Origin of the sequence: Nocardioides sp., from assembly GCF_044226765.1 — a bacterium.
Taxonomy (GTDB): Bacteria; Actinomycetota; Actinomycetes; order Propionibacteriales; family Nocardioidaceae; genus Nocardioides.
Map to the genome: position 1 here is coordinate 91,682 of NZ_JBGAGJ010000008.1, position 18,075 is coordinate 109,756.

General features: G+C 74.5%; 22 protein-coding genes. 12 read left to right on the forward strand and 10 right to left on the reverse strand.

The window, feature by feature from the left end; genetic code table 11:
* Positions 1–9 precede the first annotated feature (9 nt).
* The 4 genes from ACILRH_RS16505 (at position 10) to ACILRH_RS16520 (ending at position 5,347) form a co-directional block, all read left to right on the forward strand.
* The gene (locus tag ACILRH_RS16505; RefSeq protein ID WP_395695090.1) at positions 10–375 is read left to right on the forward strand and encodes a hypothetical protein; all 366 of its coding nucleotides are present in this window, start codon (positions 10–12) and stop codon (positions 373–375) included.
* Positions 372–1,124 carry a type 1 glutamine amidotransferase gene (locus ACILRH_RS16510; RefSeq protein ID WP_395695092.1) on the forward strand — a complete coding sequence of 251 codons (753 nt, stop codon included), beginning with the start codon at positions 372–374 and terminating at the stop codon, positions 1,122–1,124. The genes ACILRH_RS16505 and ACILRH_RS16510 overlap by 4 nt, the downstream gene beginning before the upstream one ends.
* Positions 1,121–4,099 (forward strand): bifunctional [glutamine synthetase] adenylyltransferase/[glutamine synthetase]-adenylyl-L-tyrosine phosphorylase, encoded by a 2,979-nt coding sequence (locus ACILRH_RS16515; protein ID WP_395695093.1) that lies wholly within the window; start codon positions 1,121–1,123, stop codon positions 4,097–4,099. Before ACILRH_RS16510 ends, ACILRH_RS16515 begins: the two co-directional genes overlap by 4 nt.
* 324 nt (positions 4,100–4,423) lie before the next feature.
* Positions 4,424–5,347 (forward strand): MBL fold metallo-hydrolase, encoded by a 924-nt coding sequence (locus tag ACILRH_RS16520; protein WP_395695095.1) that lies wholly within the window; start codon positions 4,424–4,426, stop codon positions 5,345–5,347.
* On the opposite strand, the gene ACILRH_RS16525 is transcribed toward ACILRH_RS16520, so the two are convergent.
* Positions 5,344–5,823, reverse strand: coding sequence for a hypothetical protein (locus ACILRH_RS16525; protein ID WP_395695097.1), 480 nt, complete (start codon positions 5,821–5,823; stop codon positions 5,344–5,346). The genes ACILRH_RS16520 and ACILRH_RS16525 overlap by 4 nt on opposite strands.
* 87 nt (positions 5,824–5,910) lie before the next feature.
* Between ACILRH_RS16525 and ACILRH_RS16530 the strand changes: the two genes are divergently transcribed.
* From ACILRH_RS16530 to ACILRH_RS16540, 3 genes are all read left to right on the forward strand, one after another.
* Positions 5,911–6,699, forward strand: coding sequence for an isocitrate lyase/phosphoenolpyruvate mutase family protein (locus tag ACILRH_RS16530; protein WP_395695099.1), 789 nt, complete (start codon positions 5,911–5,913; stop codon positions 6,697–6,699).
* 1 nt (position 6,700) lies between these two features.
* Positions 6,701–7,807, forward strand: a complete 1,107-nt coding sequence (locus ACILRH_RS16535) for a threonine aldolase family protein (RefSeq protein ID WP_395695101.1) — start codon at positions 6,701–6,703, stop codon at positions 7,805–7,807.
* Between the two features lie 61 nt (positions 7,808–7,868).
* The gene (locus tag ACILRH_RS16540; RefSeq protein ID WP_395695103.1) at positions 7,869–8,228 is read left to right on the forward strand and encodes an Hpt domain-containing protein; all 360 of its coding nucleotides are present in this window, start codon (positions 7,869–7,871) and stop codon (positions 8,226–8,228) included.
* Positions 8,229–8,250: 22 nt separating this feature from the next.
* Here the strand turns inward: ACILRH_RS16540 and ACILRH_RS16545 are convergent, their stop codons facing one another.
* The 5 genes from ACILRH_RS16545 to ACILRH_RS16565 form a co-directional block, all read right to left on the reverse strand.
* Positions 8,251–8,994, reverse strand: a complete 744-nt coding sequence (locus ACILRH_RS16545) for a response regulator (protein WP_395695105.1) — start codon at positions 8,992–8,994, stop codon at positions 8,251–8,253.
* Between the two features lie 79 nt (positions 8,995–9,073).
* Positions 9,074–9,601, reverse strand: coding sequence for a DsrE/DsrF/DrsH-like family protein (locus tag ACILRH_RS16550; RefSeq protein ID WP_395695107.1), 528 nt, complete (start codon positions 9,599–9,601; stop codon positions 9,074–9,076).
* A gap of 21 nt (positions 9,602–9,622) precedes the next feature.
* On the reverse strand, positions 9,623–9,961 hold the full coding sequence (locus ACILRH_RS16555; protein WP_395695109.1) for a TusE/DsrC/DsvC family sulfur relay protein: 339 nt from the start codon (positions 9,959–9,961) through the stop codon (positions 9,623–9,625).
* The gene (locus ACILRH_RS16560) at positions 9,958–11,202 is read right to left on the reverse strand and encodes an NAD(P)/FAD-dependent oxidoreductase (RefSeq protein WP_395695111.1); all 1,245 of its coding nucleotides are present in this window, start codon (positions 11,200–11,202) and stop codon (positions 9,958–9,960) included. The genes ACILRH_RS16555 and ACILRH_RS16560 overlap by 4 nt, the downstream gene beginning before the upstream one ends.
* 10 nt (positions 11,203–11,212) lie before the next feature.
* Positions 11,213–11,788 carry a flavodoxin family protein gene (locus ACILRH_RS16565; RefSeq protein WP_395695113.1) on the reverse strand — a complete coding sequence of 192 codons (576 nt, stop codon included), beginning with the start codon at positions 11,786–11,788 and terminating at the stop codon, positions 11,213–11,215.
* A gap of 115 nt (positions 11,789–11,903) precedes the next feature.
* Here ACILRH_RS16565 and ACILRH_RS16570 point away from each other — a divergent pair, with 115 nt between their 5' ends.
* The 3 genes from ACILRH_RS16570 to ACILRH_RS16580 are packed head-to-tail and all read left to right on the forward strand — an operon-like array spanning position 11,904 to position 13,691.
* Positions 11,904–12,833 carry a universal stress protein gene (locus ACILRH_RS16570; protein WP_395695115.1) on the forward strand — a complete coding sequence of 310 codons (930 nt, stop codon included), beginning with the start codon at positions 11,904–11,906 and terminating at the stop codon, positions 12,831–12,833.
* 31 nt (positions 12,834–12,864) lie between these two features.
* Entirely contained in the window at positions 12,865–13,503 is a 639-nt protein-coding gene (locus tag ACILRH_RS16575; protein WP_395695117.1) for a hypothetical protein, read from the forward strand.
* Positions 13,500–13,691 carry a hypothetical protein gene (locus tag ACILRH_RS16580; RefSeq protein ID WP_395695119.1) on the forward strand — a complete coding sequence of 64 codons (192 nt, stop codon included), beginning with the start codon at positions 13,500–13,502 and terminating at the stop codon, positions 13,689–13,691. Before ACILRH_RS16575 ends, ACILRH_RS16580 begins: the two co-directional genes overlap by 4 nt.
* Here the strand turns inward: ACILRH_RS16580 and ACILRH_RS16585 are convergent.
* Together ACILRH_RS16585 and ACILRH_RS16590 are read right to left on the reverse strand one after the other, a co-directional pair.
* Positions 13,664–13,804 carry a hypothetical protein gene (locus ACILRH_RS16585; protein ID WP_395695121.1) on the reverse strand — a complete coding sequence of 47 codons (141 nt, stop codon included), beginning with the start codon at positions 13,802–13,804 and terminating at the stop codon, positions 13,664–13,666. The genes ACILRH_RS16580 and ACILRH_RS16585 overlap by 28 nt on opposite strands.
* Positions 13,805–13,874: 70 nt before the next feature.
* Complete coding sequence (locus tag ACILRH_RS16590) at positions 13,875–14,570, reverse strand: universal stress protein (RefSeq protein ID WP_395695123.1); 696 nt, start codon at positions 14,568–14,570, stop codon at positions 13,875–13,877.
* A gap of 127 nt (positions 14,571–14,697) precedes the next feature.
* On the opposite strand from ACILRH_RS16590, the gene ACILRH_RS16595 reads away from it, so the two are divergent.
* Positions 14,698–15,369, forward strand: a complete 672-nt coding sequence (locus ACILRH_RS16595) for a response regulator (RefSeq protein WP_395695124.1) — start codon at positions 14,698–14,700, stop codon at positions 15,367–15,369.
* On the opposite strand, the gene ACILRH_RS16600 is transcribed toward ACILRH_RS16595, so the two are convergent.
* On the reverse strand, positions 15,366–16,406 hold the full coding sequence (locus ACILRH_RS16600) for a zinc-dependent alcohol dehydrogenase family protein (protein WP_395695126.1): 1,041 nt from the start codon (positions 16,404–16,406) through the stop codon (positions 15,366–15,368). The genes ACILRH_RS16595 and ACILRH_RS16600 overlap by 4 nt on opposite strands.
* Positions 16,403–16,582, reverse strand: coding sequence for a hypothetical protein (locus ACILRH_RS16605; protein ID WP_395695128.1), 180 nt, complete (start codon positions 16,580–16,582; stop codon positions 16,403–16,405). Before ACILRH_RS16605 ends, ACILRH_RS16600 begins: the two co-directional genes overlap by 4 nt.
* Positions 16,583–16,690: 108 nt before the next feature.
* On the opposite strand from ACILRH_RS16605, the gene ACILRH_RS16610 reads away from it, so the two are divergent.
* Positions 16,691–18,073, forward strand: coding sequence for an MBL fold metallo-hydrolase RNA specificity domain-containing protein (locus ACILRH_RS16610; protein WP_395695130.1), 1,383 nt, complete (start codon positions 16,691–16,693; stop codon positions 18,071–18,073).
* Positions 18,074–18,075: the final 2 nt, after the last annotated feature.

Below are 18,075 nucleotides of genomic sequence, written 5' to 3' on the forward strand. Positions count from 1 at the left end.
GGGGCCGAGATGGCGGATGCCGACCAGCCGTTCCTGACCGAGCGCCGCGCCCGCAGCCTGCAGCGGGTGCTCTACCTGCCGCTGCTCTTCGCGGTCGTCCTCGTGGTGATCGCGGTGCTCATCCTCAGCGACGAGCTCCACCCCTACGGCATCACCTTGCTGGTGATCGCGACCGCGTTCGCCCTGTCGGGCGGGCTGGCGCTGCGGGCCGTACGCCGCGGCTCGGAGCGCGCCCGCTCGCTGTGCGTCCTCACCGGCGCGCTCCTGGTGTCCCTCTCCATCCCGCTCATCGGCATCGCCGTCGGCCTGCTCACGGCCGTCGCGGGCATCGGCCTGCTGGTCGTCGTCTTCGCCCCCGAGCAGGAGCCCCGGTGACCGCTCCTCGCGTGCTCGTCGTCGAGCACGAGGCGGGCTGCCCGCCGGCGCTCCTGGGCACCTGGTTGGCCGAGGCGGGCTGCGAGCTCGACGTGGCCCGGCCGTACGCCGGCGACCCGCTGCCGGGGCTCGCGCCGTACGACGCGCTCGTCGTGCTGGGCGGCTCCATGGGCGCCGGCGACGACGGCACGCACCCGTGGCTGGGCCCGGTCAGGGAGCTGGTCCGCGAGGCGCGGGCCACGGACCTGCCGACGTTGGGGATCTGCCTGGGCCACCAGCTCGTGGCGACCGCCCTCGGCGGCGAGGTGGCGCGCAACCCGCACGGCCAGCAGCTCGGCCTGATCGGCGTCGGCTGGACCGAGGCGGCCCGCGACGACCGGCTCCTCGGACCACTGTCCTGGCCGCGGCGCGGCGTGCACTGGAACGACGACGTCGTCGTCGTGCTCCCTGCCGGGGCCGTGCTGCTCGCCGAGACCGGCCGCGGGGAGGTGCAGGCGGCCCGGTTCGCGCCGCTGGTGTGGGGGGTCCAGCTGCACCCCGAGGTCGACGCCGACGTGCTGCGGCCGTGGGGGGAGGAGGACCGCGGGTCCCACGAGACGCGCGGCATCGACACCGACGCGCTGCTGCGCGACATCGACGCGGCGAGCGCGGAGCTGGAGGCGGCGTGGCGTCCGCTGGCCACCGGGCTGGCCGAGCTGGCCGCCGAGCACCGGGACCGCGCGGCGCGCACGGAGGATCCGCCGCGATGAGCCGCTCCGCGACCGGCAAGGGCAACCTCCTGCGCCTGGGCTTCGAGGACACCGAGGCCGCGCTGGTCGCGTTCCGGCGCCTGGGGGACCCGGGCGACCGGCTGCTCGCGCTGGTCGCGCGCACGGCCGACCCCGACCAGGCGCTCGCCGCGCTGGTGAGGCTGACCGACGCGGTCGACGACCCCGACGACCTCCTCGAGGCGATCGCCGGCGACGAGGGCACCGCCATGCGGCTGCTGTCGGTGCTCGGTGCGAGCGAGGCGCTCGGCGACCACCTGGTCCGGCACCCCGAGCAGTGGCGCGAGCTGGCCGACTCGCGGCTCGGCTCCACCCGGCCCGCTTCCTGGTCGGTCCGCGAGGGGCTGCTGCTGGCGGTCGGCGCCGACCCGCGCGACCCGGCGCCGGTCGCCACCCGCCCGGACGCGGTCGCGGTGGACGCGCTGCGGGTGGAGTACCGCCGGGTCCTGCTGCGCCTTGCCGCTCGGGACCTCTCGCACCACCTCGGGGTCGACGACGTCGCTGCCGAGCTCTCCGAGCTCGCGGCCGGCACCCTCGACGCCGCCCTGGCGGTCGCGCGGGCGCGGGTCGGCGCCGACGCCGCCCTCGCCCGGCTCGGCGTCGTGGCCATGGGCAAGTGCGGCGGTCACGAGCTCAACTACGTCTCGGACGTCGACGTCATCTTCGTGCACGCCGCCGCCGACGGGGCGGACGACGACGCCGCCGTACGCATCGCGACCCAGCTCGCCAGCCACCTGATCCGGGTCTGCTCCGACCACACCGGGGAGGGCACGATCTGGCCGGTCGACGCGGCGCTGCGCCCCGAGGGCAAGGCCGGACCGCTGGTGCGCACGATCGCCAGCCACCGCGGCTACTACGAGCGCTGGGCGAAGACCTGGGAGTTCCAGGCGCTGCTCAAGGCGCGCGCGGTCGCCGGCGACCTGCCGCTGGCCCAGGAGTTCGTCGACCTGACCCGGCCGATGGTCTGGTCGGCGGCCGAGCGCGACGGGTTCGTCGAGGACACCCAGGCGATGCGGCGGCGGGTGATCGAGCACATCCCGGCCAAGGAGGCCGAGCGCCAGCTGAAGCTGGGGGAGGGTGGCCTGCGCGACGTGGAGTTCGCCGTCCAGCTGCTGCAGCTGGTCCACGGACGCGCCGACGAGCGGATCCGTCCGTCGGCGACGCTGAGCGCCCTGGCCGAGCTGACCCGCGGCGGTTACGTCGGGCGGGAGGACGGCGAGGCGCTCCACCAGGCGTACGCGTTCCTGCGCACGCTCGAGCACCGGCTCCAGCTGCACCGGCTGCGGCGGATCCACGTCGTCCCCGAGGACGAGGCGTCGCTGCGGCGGATCGGTCGCAGCATGGGCTTCCTCAAGGAGCCGGTCGAGACCCTGGACAAGACCTGGCAGCACCACCGCCGCGAGGTGCGCCGGCTGCACGAGAAGCTCTTCTACCGCCCGCTGCTCACCGCGGTCGCCCGGATCCCGGGCGAGGAGGTGCGGCTCTCGCCGGAGGCGGCCGAGGAGCGGCTGGCGGCGCTCGGCTACCTGGACCCGACCGGGGCCTTGCGGCACCTCGAGGCGCTCACCTCCGGCGTCAGCCGGGCCGCCCAGATCCAGCGCACGCTGCTGCCGGTGCTGCTCGGCTGGTTCGCGGACGCGCCCGACCCCGACGCCGGGCTGTTCGGCTTCCGGCGGATCAGCGAGTCGCTCGGCTCGACCCCCTGGTACCTCTCCACGCTGCGCGACGAGGGGCAGGTCGCCGAGCGGCTCGCCCGGGTGCTCGCGACCTCCCGCTACGCGACCGACCTGCTCGAGCGCGAGCCGCAGGGCGTGCGCATGCTCGGCGGTGACCTGCGGCCGCTGCCGGCCGAGGCGCTCACCGAGGAGATGCTGGCCACGGCGGGCCGCCACGAGGAGCCCGAGCCCGCCGTGCTCGCCGTGCGGGGGATCCGGCGGCGGGAGCTGCTGCGCATCGCCGCCGGCGACCTGCTCGGTCTCACCGACGTCGCCGACGTGGGCGCGGGCCTGTCCCGGCTGACCGACGCCACCCTCGAGGCGACCCTCGCCGTGGCCGGGCGGGCGGTGCGCGCCCAGCGCGGGCTCGACGTCGCCCCGACCCGGATGGCGGTGGTGGCGATGGGGCGCTACGGGGGGTTCGAGCTCTCCTACGGCAGCGACGCCGACGTGCTCTTCGTGCACGACCCGGTGTCCGACGCCGACCCGCAGACGGCGGCGTCGTACGCCCAGGCGGTCGCCAACGAGCTGCGCCGGCTGCTCGCCCTGCCCGGCCCGGACCCGGCTCTCGAGGTGGACGCCGACCTGCGGCCGGAGGGACGGCAGGGCGCTTTGGTGCGCACCCTCGACTCCTACGCTGCCTACTACGCGAAGTGGTCCAAGGTCTGGGAGTCGCAGGCGCTGCTGCGCGCCGACCCGGTCGTGGGTGACCCGGGACTGCTGCAGCGCTTCGCCGAGCTGATCGACCCGCTGCGCTACCCCGCGGGCGGCCTGTCCGACGACGACGTCTTCGAGGTGCGCCGGATCAAGGCCAGGGTCGACGAGGAGCGGCTGCCGCGCGGCGCGGACCCGCACCTGCACCTCAAGCTCGGGCGCGGCGGCCTCGCCGACATCGAGTGGACGGTCCAGCTGCTGCAGATGCGGTACGCCGGCGCGCTGCCCGGCCTGCGCACCTCCCGCACCCTGGAGGCGCTCACCGCGGCCCGCGAGGCCGGTCTGGTCGACGAGGACGACGCCGCGATCCTCCAGCAGGCCTGGCGCCGCGTGAGCCGGGTGCGCAACGCGGTCACGCTCGTGCGCGGCAAGCCCGTCGACGAGCTGCCCCGCGACATCCGCGAGCGCGCCGCCGTGGCCGCCGTCCTCGGCTACCCGCCCGGCTCCTCCGACGCCATGGTCAACGACCAGCTCCGCTACACCCGGCTCGCCCGGGCCGTCGTGGAGCGGGTCTTCTGGGAGACCTGAGCGGGCGGTCGGGGCGATCTCTCCTGCCCGAGCTGCCGCCGTTTCATCATGGTCTGTTGGTGAACCTGCACCTCCCACGGCGAGCCCACCATGGGAAGTGGAGGTTCACCTGCATCCCCTGGTGAAACCGCAGCCGGTCCGCCGCGGCTGTCGACCGTGGCAGCTCTCCTGCCCGAGCCGCCGCCGTTTCATCATGGTCTGTTGGTGAACCTGCACCTCCCACGGCGAGCCCACCATGGGAAGTGCAGGTTCACCTGCATCCCCTGGTGAAACCGCAGCCGCCGCGTCGGACACGGCGCAGCAAACCGACGCCATGATGGCCCCATGAGGCTCAAGACCGGACGACCGGACCTGGCGGCGTACGCCGACCGCTTCACCGTGCCGGCGGCGGGGGAGGGCCTGGCCGTGACCTTCCTGGGTGTCTCGACGCTGCTGTTCGACGACGGTGAGTCGGCGGTGCTGTTCGACGGGTTCTTCTCGCGCCCCTCGCTGCTGCGCGTAGCGTTCGCGAGGATCGCACCGGACGGGGAGCGCATCGACGCCGCCCTGGACCGGGTCGGGCTCGGGGCCGGTGGCCGCCGGCTCGCAGCGGTGGCCCCGGTGCACACCCACTACGACCACGCCCTGGACTCCGCGGCGGTGGCGCAGCGGGCCGGCGGGCTGCTGGTCGGTGGTGAGTCGACGGCGAACGTCGGTCGCGGCGCCGGTCTGGGCGCCGAGCAGATCCACGTCGTCAGGCCGGGTGAGCCCCTGCGGGTCGGGGACTTCGCGCTGACCCACGTCGTGTCCGAGCACTGCCCGCCCGACCGCTACCCGGGCGTCGTCGCGACCCCGGTCGTCCCGCCGGTGCGGGCCAACGCCTACAGGTGCGGCGAGGCCTGGTCGATCCACGTCGCCCACGTCGGCGGTCGCACCGCGCTCGTCCAGGGCAGCGCCGGCTTCGTGCCGCACGCTCTCGACGGGCTGCAGGCCGAGGTGGTCTACCTCGGCGTCGGCCAGCTCGGCGTGCAGCCGGAGCGCTACCTGCACGACTACTGGGCGCACACGGTGCGCGCCGTCGGCGCCCGACGCGTGGTGCTCACGCACTGGGACGACTTCTTCCGACCGCTCGACCAGCCGCTGCGCGCCCTGCCCTACGCCGGGGACGACCTCGACGTCACGATGTCGGTGCTGACCGCTCTGGCGGAGGGCGACGGACGGGACCTGGCGATGCCGACGGTGTGGCGGCGCGAGGACCCCTGGGCCTAGCGCGGTCCGGGTTCCACGTGTGCGCGGACCTCGATCTCGAGGGTGGCGTGCGGGTCGCCGTCATCGCGGACCGTCGCGACGCCGGTGGCGGCGGTGGGAGGCACGTGCAGGACGGCGGCGAAGCCCGCGTCGGGGCCGCTCGGGGTGTGGGTGCCGAGGTCGACGACGTCGCCGTCGGGCATCCGCACGGTCAGCGTCACCGGTGGCAGCGGCTCGAGCGGGTCGTGGCCACCGGTGTCCCCACCTGTGTCGTTGCAGGTGCTGGTGTAGAAGTGCCCGTAGACCGTGACGTCCTCGCCCACGCGCACCACTGGCCGGCCGCCGTGGGACGGCTCGCCGGGCGGCCGGTCGTCGAGGTACGGCGCCGCGCACGACGCGGCTGCACCACCACCGCCGGACCCGGTGCCAGCGTCGGTGCCACCGCCGGAGCCGGTCGAGCTCCCGCACCCGGTGGCCAGGACGAGGGCGGCCAGCACCAGCCCGAGAGTCGTTCGTCGTGTTCCCATGCCGGTCCGACGTCCGGGGTGCTGCCGCGGTTCCACCCGGCGACCTAGGGTGACCCCATGACCGAGACCGCCCCCACCACCGCGTCCAAGGCGACCACCCTCCTGGACCTGCACCGCGCCCCCGAGCTGCTGACCGTCGTGAACGTGTGGGACGTGATCAGTGCCAAGGTCGTCGCCGACGTCGACGGCACCCGGGCGCTGGCGACCGCGAGCCACTCGATCGCCGCGTCCTACGGCTACGAGGACGGCGAGAACATCCCGCTCGACCTGATGCTCGAGGCGGTCGGACGGATCGTGGCGTCGACCGACCTGCCCGTCACCGCCGACCTCGAGGGCGGGTATGGCGACCCGGCCGAGACGGTGCGCCGGGCGATCGGGATCGGCGTGGTCGGCGCCAACATCGAGGACCAGATGCGGCCGCTGGCCGAGGCGGCCCGCAACGTCGAGAAGATCATGCAGGTCGCCGACCAGGAGGGCGTCGACTTCGTGCTCAACGCCCGCACGGACGCCTTCCACCTGCGCCGGGACCGCGACCCGGCCGACAACGTCGCCGAGGCGATCGAGCGCGGCCGCGCCTACCTCGACGCCGGCGCCCCGGTGGTCTTCGTGCCCGCGATCCTCGACGAGACCCAGGTCGGCGAGATCGTCGACGCGTGGGGCCCGCAAAAGCTGACGCTGATCGGCATCCCCGGTGTCCCGCCGCTAGCGCGGCTGGAGGAGCTGGGCGTCGCCCGGGTCTCCTACGGCCCGATGTCGCAGAACGTCGCCCTCACCGCCCTGCAGGAGCTCGTCGAGGACGTGCACCGCGGCGGCGGCGTGCCGTCGACGATGCGCATCCTCAACTGACGTGGCCGACGACGACCTCACCGCCCGGCTCCGCGCGGCCTCGGCCGCCTGCACGCGCTCGGTGCTCCATGGTGAGCGCGAGTCCCCGGCGGATGCCTTCGCGCGGCTCGGCGCGGCCTGCGGGGAGCTGGGGATCGACTCGTGGGACACCTACGGCGACGGCGGCGCCGTCGCCCGGCTCGAGGCGGAGGTGGCCGAGCTGCTGGGCAAGCCGGCGGCCGTCTTCTTCCCCAGCGGCGTGATGGGCCAGCAGGCCGCCCTCCGAGCCTGGTGCGAGCGCTCGGGGTCGCGGCGGGTCGCGCTCCCGGACCGCTCCCACCTGCTGGTCCACGAGGAGGACGGCCCGCGCGAGCTGCACGGGTTCCGGTTCGAGCACCTGACCACCGGGAGGCGGACGGCGACCGCCGCAGACCTGCTTGCCCTGCCCGCCGGGCTCGGGGCGGCCCTGGTCGAGCTGCCGCTGCGCGACGCCGGCTGCCGGCTGCCGACCTGGGACGAGCTGGTCGACCTCTCCCGGACCGCTCGTGAGCTCGGGGTGCCGCTGCACGTCGACGGTGCGCGCCTGTGGGAGTCCCAGCCCTTCCTCGACCACTCGCTGCCGGAGGTCGCCGACCTCGCCGACTCGGTCTACGTCTCGTTCTACAAGGTGCTCGGCGCCCACGCCGGGGCCGCGGTGGCCGGCCCGGCCGACCTCGCCGCCGACCTGCGCCGGTGGCGGCGCCGGATGGGTGGCACGTTGTTCCGGATGACGCCGTACGCCGTGGGCGCCCTCGCCGGCCTGCACGAGCACCTCCCACGGGTGGGGGAGTACGTCGGCTGGGCGCGTGACCTCGCCCGCGAGCTCAGCGCCGCGGGCTTCACGGTGGACCCGGACCCGCCGCACACCAACACCTTCCAGGTCCACGCTCCCGGCCGGGCGGACGCGGTCAACGAACGGCTGGCCGAGTTCATGGAGCGCGAGCGGCTGGCCCCCGGCTCTCCGTGGTGGGACGCGCCGGTCCCGGGCCTCGTGACGACCGAGGTCGCCGTGCAGGGCGCCGCCCTCGCGCACGACCCGGCGCAGGTGGCGCGCTTGTGGACGGAAATCGTCGGCTTGCGGAGGTCTTGAGGGTTTGGCACCGGTGCGCTTGAGCCGCGTCCCGCACAGTTGACTGCGGAAGGGGGTGCCCATGAACGAGAAGCACCAGGCAGGTGCCGCGGTGTTCGACCCGTGCGTCGTCGCGGACCTCACCGACGACGACATGTTCGCCCACGTCTTCGTGGACAAGTTCCGCACCCTGCTCCCGCAGCGCGTCCGCCGGATCGCCACCACGCTGGGCGAGGGCGATGTCGACGAGGCGCTCGACGCCGTGCGTAGCCTGAAGGTCTCCGCCTGCACGGTCGGGGCCGGCGAGCTCTGCCTGCTCGGCCGGACGCTGGAGGCTCACCTGCGCCGCACCGACCTGGCGCACGCCCGGATCGCGGTCACCGGTCTGGCCGACGCCGCGCACCGCGCGGACGAGGCGCTCGGCGCCTACCTCGCGGCCTGAGCCGGACGCCTGGGCCGGTCGGCTAGTCCGCGAGCTCCATGCGGTAGCCGACACCGCGCACGGTGCGGATGTAGCGCGGCCCGTCGCGGGTCTCGCCGAGCTTGCGGCGCAGGTTGCCGACGTGCACCTCGACCAGGTGGGTGTCCGAGGCCCACTCGGTGCCCCACACCGACCGCAGCAGCGCCTCCCGGGTCCAGACCCGCGCAGGCGTGCGCATCAGCTCGGTCAGCAGGTCGAACTCGGTGCGGGTCAGCTCCAGCTCCACGTCGTCGCGGAACGCCCGGCGCCCGTCGACGTCCACACGCAGCGGTCCGTGCTCGAGCACCTCGTGCTCGTCGGCCGGGATCGGGACGTGCGTCACCGGCGAGCCCTCGCTGGTGCGGGGACGGCGGAACATCGCGTTCACCCGAGCCTTGAGCTCGCGGGCGCTGAACGGCTTGGAGATGAAGTCGTCGGCGCCGGTCTCCAGACCGAGCAGGCGGTCGATCTCGTCGTCGCGGGCGGTGATCATGACGACGTACGCGTCGCTGATCTCCCGGATCCGGCGGCACGCCTCGATGCCGTCGATCCCCGGCAGTCCCAGGTCGAGGGTGACCAGGTCCGGCTTCGTAGCACGCACCGCGTCGACCCCCGCAAGGCCGGAGTCGACGGCCGTCACCGCGAATCCCTGCGTCTGCAGGGTGAACTCGATGAGGGCCCGGATGTCCTCGTCGTCCTCGACGACGAGCGCCCGGCGCTCCGCGCCCGGTTCGGTGCCCGTGCTCATGGACGGCATGATGCCACTTCTTGCGGATTCCTTGAGGTTCCAGCGCCGGGTCGGACCGGATGTCGGACCGGATGCCGGCTCAGATGAAGAGCAGCTGGGCGCCGGCGGTCTTCTCGATGAAGTCCGAGGCGCTGATGATGGCCTCGATGCCGTCCCACAGGTCCTCCTCGCTGAGGTGCTGCATGTCCGCCGACATCCGGCACGCCCAGAGGCGTCCGCCCGACGCCTTGATCTGCTCGAGGAACTCGGGCACCTCGGGCACGTCGAGGTCGGCGATCGCCCGCTTGAGCTGGTGCGTGGCCATCGAGGTCATGCCGGGCACGCCGCCGAGGCCCTGCGGCATGTGCGTCGCGGGGTTCCCGAGCATCGTGAACTTCAGGTCGCCCATGTACTTGGGGTTGATCATGTCGAAGCCCCAGAACGTGAAGAACATGTCGACCTCCACGCCCTCGCCGAGCGCGGCGTTGGCGAGGATCAGGCCCGGGTAGGCCATGTCGAGGCTGCCCTTGGAGCAGATGATGGCGAGCTTGCGCCCGCTGGACGCCTCGTCGTCGAACGACGGGACGATCGGTGCGGTGACCGGCTCGTGGGTCTCGGTGGTGGTCATGGCTCCTCCTTCACACGTGCGTCACACGCACCCGCGGGGCTTGGGCAGCCCGGCGACGTAGGCGATCTTCTTGGCGGGCTTGCCGGGGAAGAGCTCGAAGAGCGTCTTGACCGGTACGTCGGCGCCGGTGCTGACCCGGCGCAGCGTCGGGCTCTCGCCCCGCTCGGTGTAGTCGGCCCGGGCGAAGGCGAGGACCGTGCGGTGGTCGGCGGTCAGGGTGATCCCGATCTGCTCGGCGAGCGCCTCGGCCAGCTCCAGGTCCCACTCCTCGGGGTCGGTGAGGAAGCCCTCGGGGTCGACGTGGACCGTGTGCCCACCGATGGTGGTGGTCAGGGTCGAGGGGGAAGGGGTCGTGGTCATGGTGTCGCCTCCGGTTCGTGCTTGCCCGCCATCGACATCGCAGACGGCAGGGGGATGGGACGGCCGGGCAGCAGGACGTTCCAGTAGACCCAGGGGAAGGCCTGCTTGCCGCGGTGGTTGATCCGGCTCTCGTCGAGCAGGGTCATCGGGCCGACGCCCGGCACCGGGTAGCGGCCCGGCAGCGGCTCGACCTCGTAGTTGAAGTCGATGAGCAGGGCCTTGCCGTCCCCGCTCTCGACGAAGCAGTTGGCGTGCCCGTCGAACTGGTGCTGCATCGGCCGGCCGGCGACGTGGTCGAGGAAGTTGGGGACGAAGACGTCGACGGAGAAGTGGGCGACCGAGCCCGCCTTCGAGGCGGGGATGTCGGACGCGTCGCCGATCGCCCAGATGTCGTCGTGGCCCTTGGCGAGGAAGGTCTGGGGGTCGACCGGCACGTAGTTGAGGTCGTCGCCGAGCCCGGAGCGGCCCACGAAGTCGGCGCCCATGTTGAGCGGCACCGTCACCAGCAGGTCGAAGGGCACCGAGCGCTCGTCGTACGACACCAGGGCCGAGGTGTCCTCGTCCACCCGCTCCACGACGAAGTCGGGCTCCACGGCGATGTGGCGCTCCTCGAGCAGGTGCCCGAGGCGTGCGGACGCGACCGGGCGGGTGAAGGCACCCGACAGCGGCGTCACGTAGGTGATCTCGACGGCGTCGCGCAGGCCACGCTCCCGCATCCGTGCCTCGGCGAGGAGGGCGAACTCCAGGGGGGCGACGGGGCACTTGATCGGCATCTCCGTGACGTGGACGACCAGGCGGCCCCCGTCGAAGTCGGCCAGCGCCGCGCAGAGCGCGCGGGCCCCCTCCAGGGTGTAGAACTCGTGCACCGACCGGCGCCAGAGCGCGCCCGCCATCCCCGGGGTCTCCTCGGGACGCGGACTGGTGCCGGAGGCGACGACCAGCTGGTCGTAGCGCAGCCGGCGTCCGTCGGCGAGGAGCACGTGCTTGGTCCCGGTGTCGACGACGTCGACCTCGCCGGTGACGACCTCGATCCCGTCGGCGAGCTGCGCGGCCCGGGACCGGACCAGCTGTCCGGGCTCGCGGTGGCCGAACACCACCTCGAGGAGGCCGGGCTGGTAGAGGTGGTCGTCGTCGCGGTCCACGACGATGACGTGCCACTCCTGGTGGTCCAGGACCCGGCGCAGCCGGTTGGCCACCATGGTGCCGGCGGTGCCGGCCCCCAGGATCACGACGTGACGCATGACTGCCTCCTCAGCTCGCGACGCTCGACGGTGTGGGCGGTGCAGCGGCTGCCCGGGCGATCTCGCCTCCCCAGGCGCGGGCGCGCTCGAGCTCGCCCTCGACCAGGGGTCCCTGGGTGTCGTCGACGAGGAACGGCGTGGGTCGCGACACCAGCCGGTAGCCGTGCCGGCGCAGCAGGTGGGCCGCGCGGGTGGACGCCGCCTTGGGCAGGTTGCGCACCTTGGTGACGCGGGTGTCGAACGCGGCGGCCGGTCGGCGCGCCGCGTCCTCCCGCGGTCCGAGGGCCTCCAGCCACTCGCGCAGGCCGGTCGCGGCGAGCTCGGCGCCGGCGCCCTGCCGCACGGCCTCGGCGCGGGTCGACGGCCGGCTCAGCGAGAAGGCGTGCGTGGGGCCGCCGACGACCAGCAGGTCGAACGCCACGTCGCGGGCGGCCGGTGCCGACCGCACCTCCTGGACCTCGACCTCGAGCCCGGCGTCCCGCAGCCCGGCGGCGACCGCCTCGGACACCGCTGCGGTGGACCCGAACATCGACTCGTAGACCAGTAGGGCGCGCATCTCGACCTCTCTCTCGTCGTCAGCGTCCACCGGGCGCTGTCTCGGGCCCACGGGAAATGGGCCCGTGTCGTCGAGCCGTTGGTCCCTGCCGCGCGGCGTGGGACCGCAGGACAGTGGAGGGGAGCACCGGAGGGAGGTGGCAGCCGTGTCCGACCTGCAGCGACCCGTGGTCGTGGGCGTGGACGGCAGCGAGGCGAACCTCGGGGCGCTGCTCTTCGCGGTCGACCTCGCCGCCCGCCGCGGCACCTCGTTGCGCCTGGCGCACGTGGTCCCGGACCGTGGGGTGATCTCGCCCCTGGTGCCGGTGACCCCGCTCGACCTGAGCGAGACCGGCGCCACCGTGCTGCGCGACGCCGAGCAGGCCGCCCGCGCCGCGGCCCCCGGGCTCGACGTCGACGCCCGGTTGTGGCACGGCTCCCGCGCCACCGCCCTGCTGCAGTGCGCCGAGGACGCCGGCGTGCTGGTCGTCGGCCGCGACGACCGCCCGGTGCTCGAGCGGATGCTGCGTGGTGACACGGCCGCGTCCGTCGCCTCGCGGGCCGAGGTGCCCGTGGTCGAGGTCCCGGCCGAGTGGCGGCCCGCCTCGGCCGACCGGCCCGCGCACGGCGTCGTCGTGGTCGGGCTCAAGTCACCGGCGTACGCCGACGCGGTGCTGGCCGACGCGTTCGCGGTCGCCGACGAGCAGGGTGCCGAGCTGCTGGGCCTGCACGCCTGGCGCCTGCCCGGCGGGTACGACGACCTGGCCGGGACCGACCCCGCGGTCGGCGACTGGGAGCAGGGGGCGGCCGACCACGTCGAGGAGCTGGTGCGTCCCTGGCGGCGCGCCTACCCCGACGTCGCCGTCCGCGTCAGGGTGGTGCACGAGCACCCCTCGCAGGCGCTGGTCGAGGCCTCGGCCGAGGCCGACCTGGTCGTGGTCGTCCGCCGGGTGCATGGTCCGGCCGCGGCGCATCTCGGCTCGGTCGCGCGCGCGGTCCTGCGCGCGTCGGCCTGCCCGGTGCTGGTCGTGCCGCCGCGGGAGACCGGGGTGATCCCCGACCTGGTGCTCGAGGAGGCGGGCGGCCTGCTCGCCTGACGCGTGCGTCGACGCGATGGCCGAGAGCGTGATGAGGATCTACGGAGTCTGCTGGGTGACGGCGATCGGCGCCCTCGCCGTGGCGTCGGGCGTCAGCGCGGCGCTCACCGCGGGCTGGGTCGGTCTGGTGGTCACCGGCGCCTGCGCGACGGTGCTGGCCGGGATGGTCGGGATCGTCTGGGCCGAGGAGTCCGACGAGCCCGTGCGCCGTACCGTGGTGCGCTGTGGCGCGTGGGGGGTGGCCGGCGGCCTGCTCGTGGTCGGCCTGCCGTCGCTGCTGGGTCCCTGGTCCCTGCTCGCGATCCTGGGCCTGGTGCTGACCGCACCGCCGCTGGTCGCTCGGGCCGTGTCGGCTCTGCACCCGCGAGCCGGGGAGGACGCCGCCGGGGATCTGCGGCCGATCGCGGCCGACGCGCCGTTGGAGCCGGTGCTGGTCGACCTCGCGCTGCTGACCGACCGCGAGCTGGAGCGGCGCTGGCACGTCACGGCGGCGCGCCTGCGTCACCCGGGGACTCCGCCGGAGCTCGCGATCGAGCTCGTCGACGAGCGGGTGCTGCTGCTGGACGAGATCGAGCGGCGCAACCCGATGCACTTCGCGGCGATCGTCGACCAGGCGATCGGCCTGCGCGAGCAGTCCAGCGACGACCGGGACGGTGGGAACGGTGGGTGAGGGAAGTGGCTGAGGGTGGCGGCGGCGCGGCCGCCGGCAGCGGCGCGATCTACGGCCTGGGGATCCTCGGGGCGTGGGTCTGGTTCTGGCAGCAGGCCGACTCGTTCTGGTGGTACCTGCTGGCCGTACTGGAGGGCCTCGTGTGGCCTGCGTTCGTGGTCTACGGGGCGCTGGGCGCGCTCGACTGATCGACGCGTGCCTGCTGGTCGGGGACGGGCCCGGCGCCCAGGGACGTCGTCAGCTCGTCGTAGGACAGCTCGAGGTCGCGCTCCACGGAGGCCAGGATCGGGGTGTCTTCCATGCCGATCCTCTTCCCCCCGGGAGGCTCGGTCATGCCCGGGCGCGACGTGGGACGCCTCACCCTCCCGCTGTCAGGTCGCCGGCACCACCGCGACCGGGCAGCCGGCGTGCTCGGCGACCGCGACCGCCCGCTCGAAGCCCCGGACGACGGTCGTGGCCGGGTGCCGGCGTACGACGACCAGCAGCTGCCTGCCCTGCGCCGCCTCGACCAGCGCGTCGACGTCGTGCGCGGCGACCGGGGTGACCTCGAGGCCGTGCGCCGCGGCGTACTCCTCCGCGAACGCCAGGGCCACGGGGTCGTCGGACGCGGCGACGCCATGGGCGTCCGTGGCCGGGGTGCGGTGCACCACGGTGGGGCACTCCGCGTGCCGGACCACCGCGGCGCTCACCGAGCCGAGCAGCAGGCTGCGCACCGGGCCCTGGCCCCGGGAGCCGACGACCACGAGGTCGCCGGCAGCGGTCCCGGCCAGCACGGCCTCGCGCGGGTCCCCGTGGACGCAGTCGGTGTCGACCTCCAGCCCGGGGTGGCGGTGGCGGACCAGCCCGGCCGCCCGCCCCAACTCACGGTGGGCGTCCTCGTCGATCGCGCGGACCAGCCGCTCGGCCTGGGCCACGGCCTCCGTGCGCCACGCCAGCCCGCCCATGACGGGCAGCACCACGGCGTGCACCAGCCGCAGCCGGGCGCCGGTCCTGCTGGCGTGCTCGGCGGCCCAGAGCAGCGCGGCGTGCGCCTGGTCGGACCCGTCGGTCCCCACGACGACGGTCATGTCTCCACCCTGCGTCCGGACGGCGCCTGGTGCCACGGGCGAAGGCCGCCAGCGTCGTGACGAAGGTCCCGGGCCTGCGGGGCGATTGCCCGGACCGCTCGGACGACCATCGTCCTAGATTGACGACATGTCGGAGTCCGGCAGGGACAACGCAGGCTCGTCGGAGCGGCAGATCACGGTCTACCTGCTCGACGACCACGAGCTGGTGCGCCGCGGGATCCGCGAGGTCCTGGAGGGCGCCGAGGACATCCGCGTGGTGGGTGAGTCCGGGGCCGCGACGGGGGCGGTCGAGGAGATCGTGCGGCTGCGACCCGACGTCGCGCTGCTCGACGGCCGGCTCCCGGACGGCTCGGGCATCGACGTCTGCCGCCGGGTCCGCGAGGCGGACCCCGGGATCCAGGCGCTGATCCTGACCTCCTACGACCAGGAGGAGCCGCTGTTCGCCGCCATCAAGGCCGGCGCGGCCGGCTACCTGCTCAAGCAGGTCAAGGGCGGCGACCTGGTCGACGCCGTGCGCCGGGTGGCGGCGGGGCAGTCGATTATGGACCCGGCCCTCACCGCGTCGGTGCTGGACCGGCTGCGGCACGGCGGCTCGGACGAGCCGAACGGGCACCTGACCGAGAAGGAGGAGCAGATCCTCGAGCTGGTCGGGGAGGGCCTCACCAACCGCCAGATCGCGGCTCGGCTCGGCCTGGCCGAGAAGACGGTGAAGAACTACGTCTCCACGATGCTCGGCAAGCTCGGCGTGGAGAGCCGCACCCAGGCCGCGATCGTGGCGCTCAAGCGGGCGCCGCACTAGCCGTCGCGGGAGGACAGGTCGGCGACCTCCAGCACGGCCGACCCCTGGACCCGGCCCGCGGCCAGGTCCGCCAGCGCCCGCCCGGCGCCGTCGAGGGGATACACCGTGGTGTGCGCCCGGACGCCGAGCCGCACGGCCAGCCGGAGCAGCTCCTCGCCGTCGCGCCGGGTGTTGGAGGTGACGGTGCGCAGGTCGCGCTCGAGGAAGAGGTGGTCGGCGTAGGACATCGCCGGCACGTCGGACATGTGGATGCCGGCGAGCGCCAGCGTCCCGCCGCGATCCAGCGCCCGCAGCGCGACGGGGACCAGCTCGCCGGCGGGGGCGAAGACGATCGCCGCGTCGAGCGGGCGGGGCGGCGGGTCGGCGGCCCCGCCGACCCACACGGCACCGAGCTCGTGGGCGAGCTCGCGGTCGGCCTCGCCCCGGCTGGCGACGTACAGCTCGGCGCCCTGGGCGAGCGCGAGCTGGGCGGTCAGGTGCGCGCTGGAGCCGAACCCGTAGAGGCCGAGGCGCCCACCCGGCGGCAGCTGGGCGCGCAGGAGCGCGCGGTAGCCGATGATCCCGGCGCACAGCAACGGTGCCAGGGCGATGGCCGGGACGTCGTCGGGGAGGGCGTAGGCGTAGGCGGCGGGGACGACGGCGTGCTCCGCGAAGCCGCCGTCGGCGTCCCAGCCGGTGTAGGTCGACCCGGGACAGAGGTTCTCGCGTCCGGAGCGGCACCACCGGCACTCCCCGCAGGTGCCGCGGAGCCACGCGATCCCGACCCGGTCGCCGCGGGCGAAGCGTGCGGTGCCCGGGCCGGTGCGCGCCACCCGTCCCACGACCTGGTGGCCGGGCACGGTGCGCCGGTGGTGCGGCTCGAGGTCGCCCTCGGCCAGGTGCAGGTCGGTGCGGCAGACGCCGCACGCCTCGACCGTGACGAGAAGCTCGCCCGCCGCGGGCTCGGGCACGTCTCGCTGCACCGCGACCAGCGGGGTCGTCGCCACGGGCCCGGGCCGGTCCACCACCCAGGCGGCCATCCGCGGGCGCACGCTCACCCCGAGCCGCCCACCACGCCGAGCACCAGATCGACCGCCTGGGCCAGGAGCGAGCCGATGAGCGCGCCGGTGACCGCGCCGAGGACGACCAGCGCGAGCAGCGCCAGCAGCGCCCCCGCCACTCGGTGGCGCGCCAGGAACGGATCCGGGATGAGGCCAGGTCCCGCGGTGCTCATGACGCCAGGATGGATCGGGGCCGGCCCGGCGCAGCAGGGGCGACCGGCGCCAGATCGCCGGGACCTACGACCCTGACGGGGCCGGTCCGGCAGGCGCAGCCTCGAAGCATGACCAGCCCGACCCTGACCTTCCTGGGTGCCGCGGGCACCGTCACCGGCAGCCGGTTCCGGTTCCGCGGAGACGGCGGTGGCTTCCTCGTCGACGCGGGGCTCTACCAGGGCCCGGCCGAGCTGCGGCGCCGCAACTGGGACGCCGACGACGGCGGAGCCGCCGACCTCGCGGCCGTGGTGGTCAGCCACGCCCACCTCGACCACTGCGGCTACCTGCCACGACTGGTCCGCGACGGGTTCGCGGGGCGCATCGTGTGCACGCCGGAGACCGCCGAGCTGGTCGCGATCGTGCTGCGCGACAGCGCCCACCTGCAGGAGGAGGACGCCCGGCTCGCCAACGAGCACGGCTTCTCCAAGCACCGCCCGGCGCTGCCGCTCTACGACGACGAGGACGTCGAGGCCACGCTGCGGCTCCTCGACCCCGTCGGGTACGACGAGCCGACCGCGCTCGTCGCCGGCGCGACGGTGACCCTGCGGCCGGCCGGCCACATCCTCGGCTCGTCGACGGTCCTGCTGGAGGTCGACGACCAGCGGGTCGTGCTGAGCGGCGACCTGGGCCGCCCGCACCACCCGCTGCTGCGCCCGCCGGCGCCGGTGCCGGCCGCGGGCACGGTGGTCGTGGAGTCGACGTACGGCGACCGCACGCATGCCCGGAGACGCCCGGAGGTGCTCGCCGCCGCCCTGCGCCGGACGCTGGGCCGCGGCGGCTCGGTCCTGGTGCCGGCGTTCGCGGTCGACCGGACCGAGCTGGTCCTGGTCGAGCTGCGCCGGCTGGTCGCGACGGGACAGGTCCCGCGGGTGCCGGTCTACGTCGACAGCCCGATGGCGCTGGCGACGCTCGAGGTCTACCGACGCTGCATCGCCGAGGGCTCGCCCCAGCTGCGGCCGGAGGCGCACGAGCTCCTCGACGCCCTCGACGAGCTGCACGTGCGGACGGTGACCGACGCGGAGGGCTCGATCCGGCTCAACCGCCCGGGCAGCCCCTGCATCGTGGTCTCCGCGTCCGGGATGGCCAGCGGCGGGCGGGTCGTGCACCACCTGGCCGAGCAGCTGCCGGACCCGCGCAACTGCGTCGTGCTGACCGGCTACCAGGCGATCGGCACCCGGGGCCGGCAGCTCCTCGACGGCGCCCGGCAGGTGAAGATCCACGGTCGCTACGTCCCGGTCCGCGCCGAGGTGGTCGACGACTCCGACTTCTCCGTGCACGCCGACGCCGACGAGCTGCTGGCCTGGCTGGCCACCGCCCCCGAACCTCCCCGCACGGTCTACGTCGTGCACGGCGAGGCGCACGGCTCCGCCGAGCTCGCTGCCCGCATCGACGCCGAACTCGGCTGGCCGGCCGTGGTCCCGCAGCTCGGCGAGGTCGTCCGGCTGGACTGAGG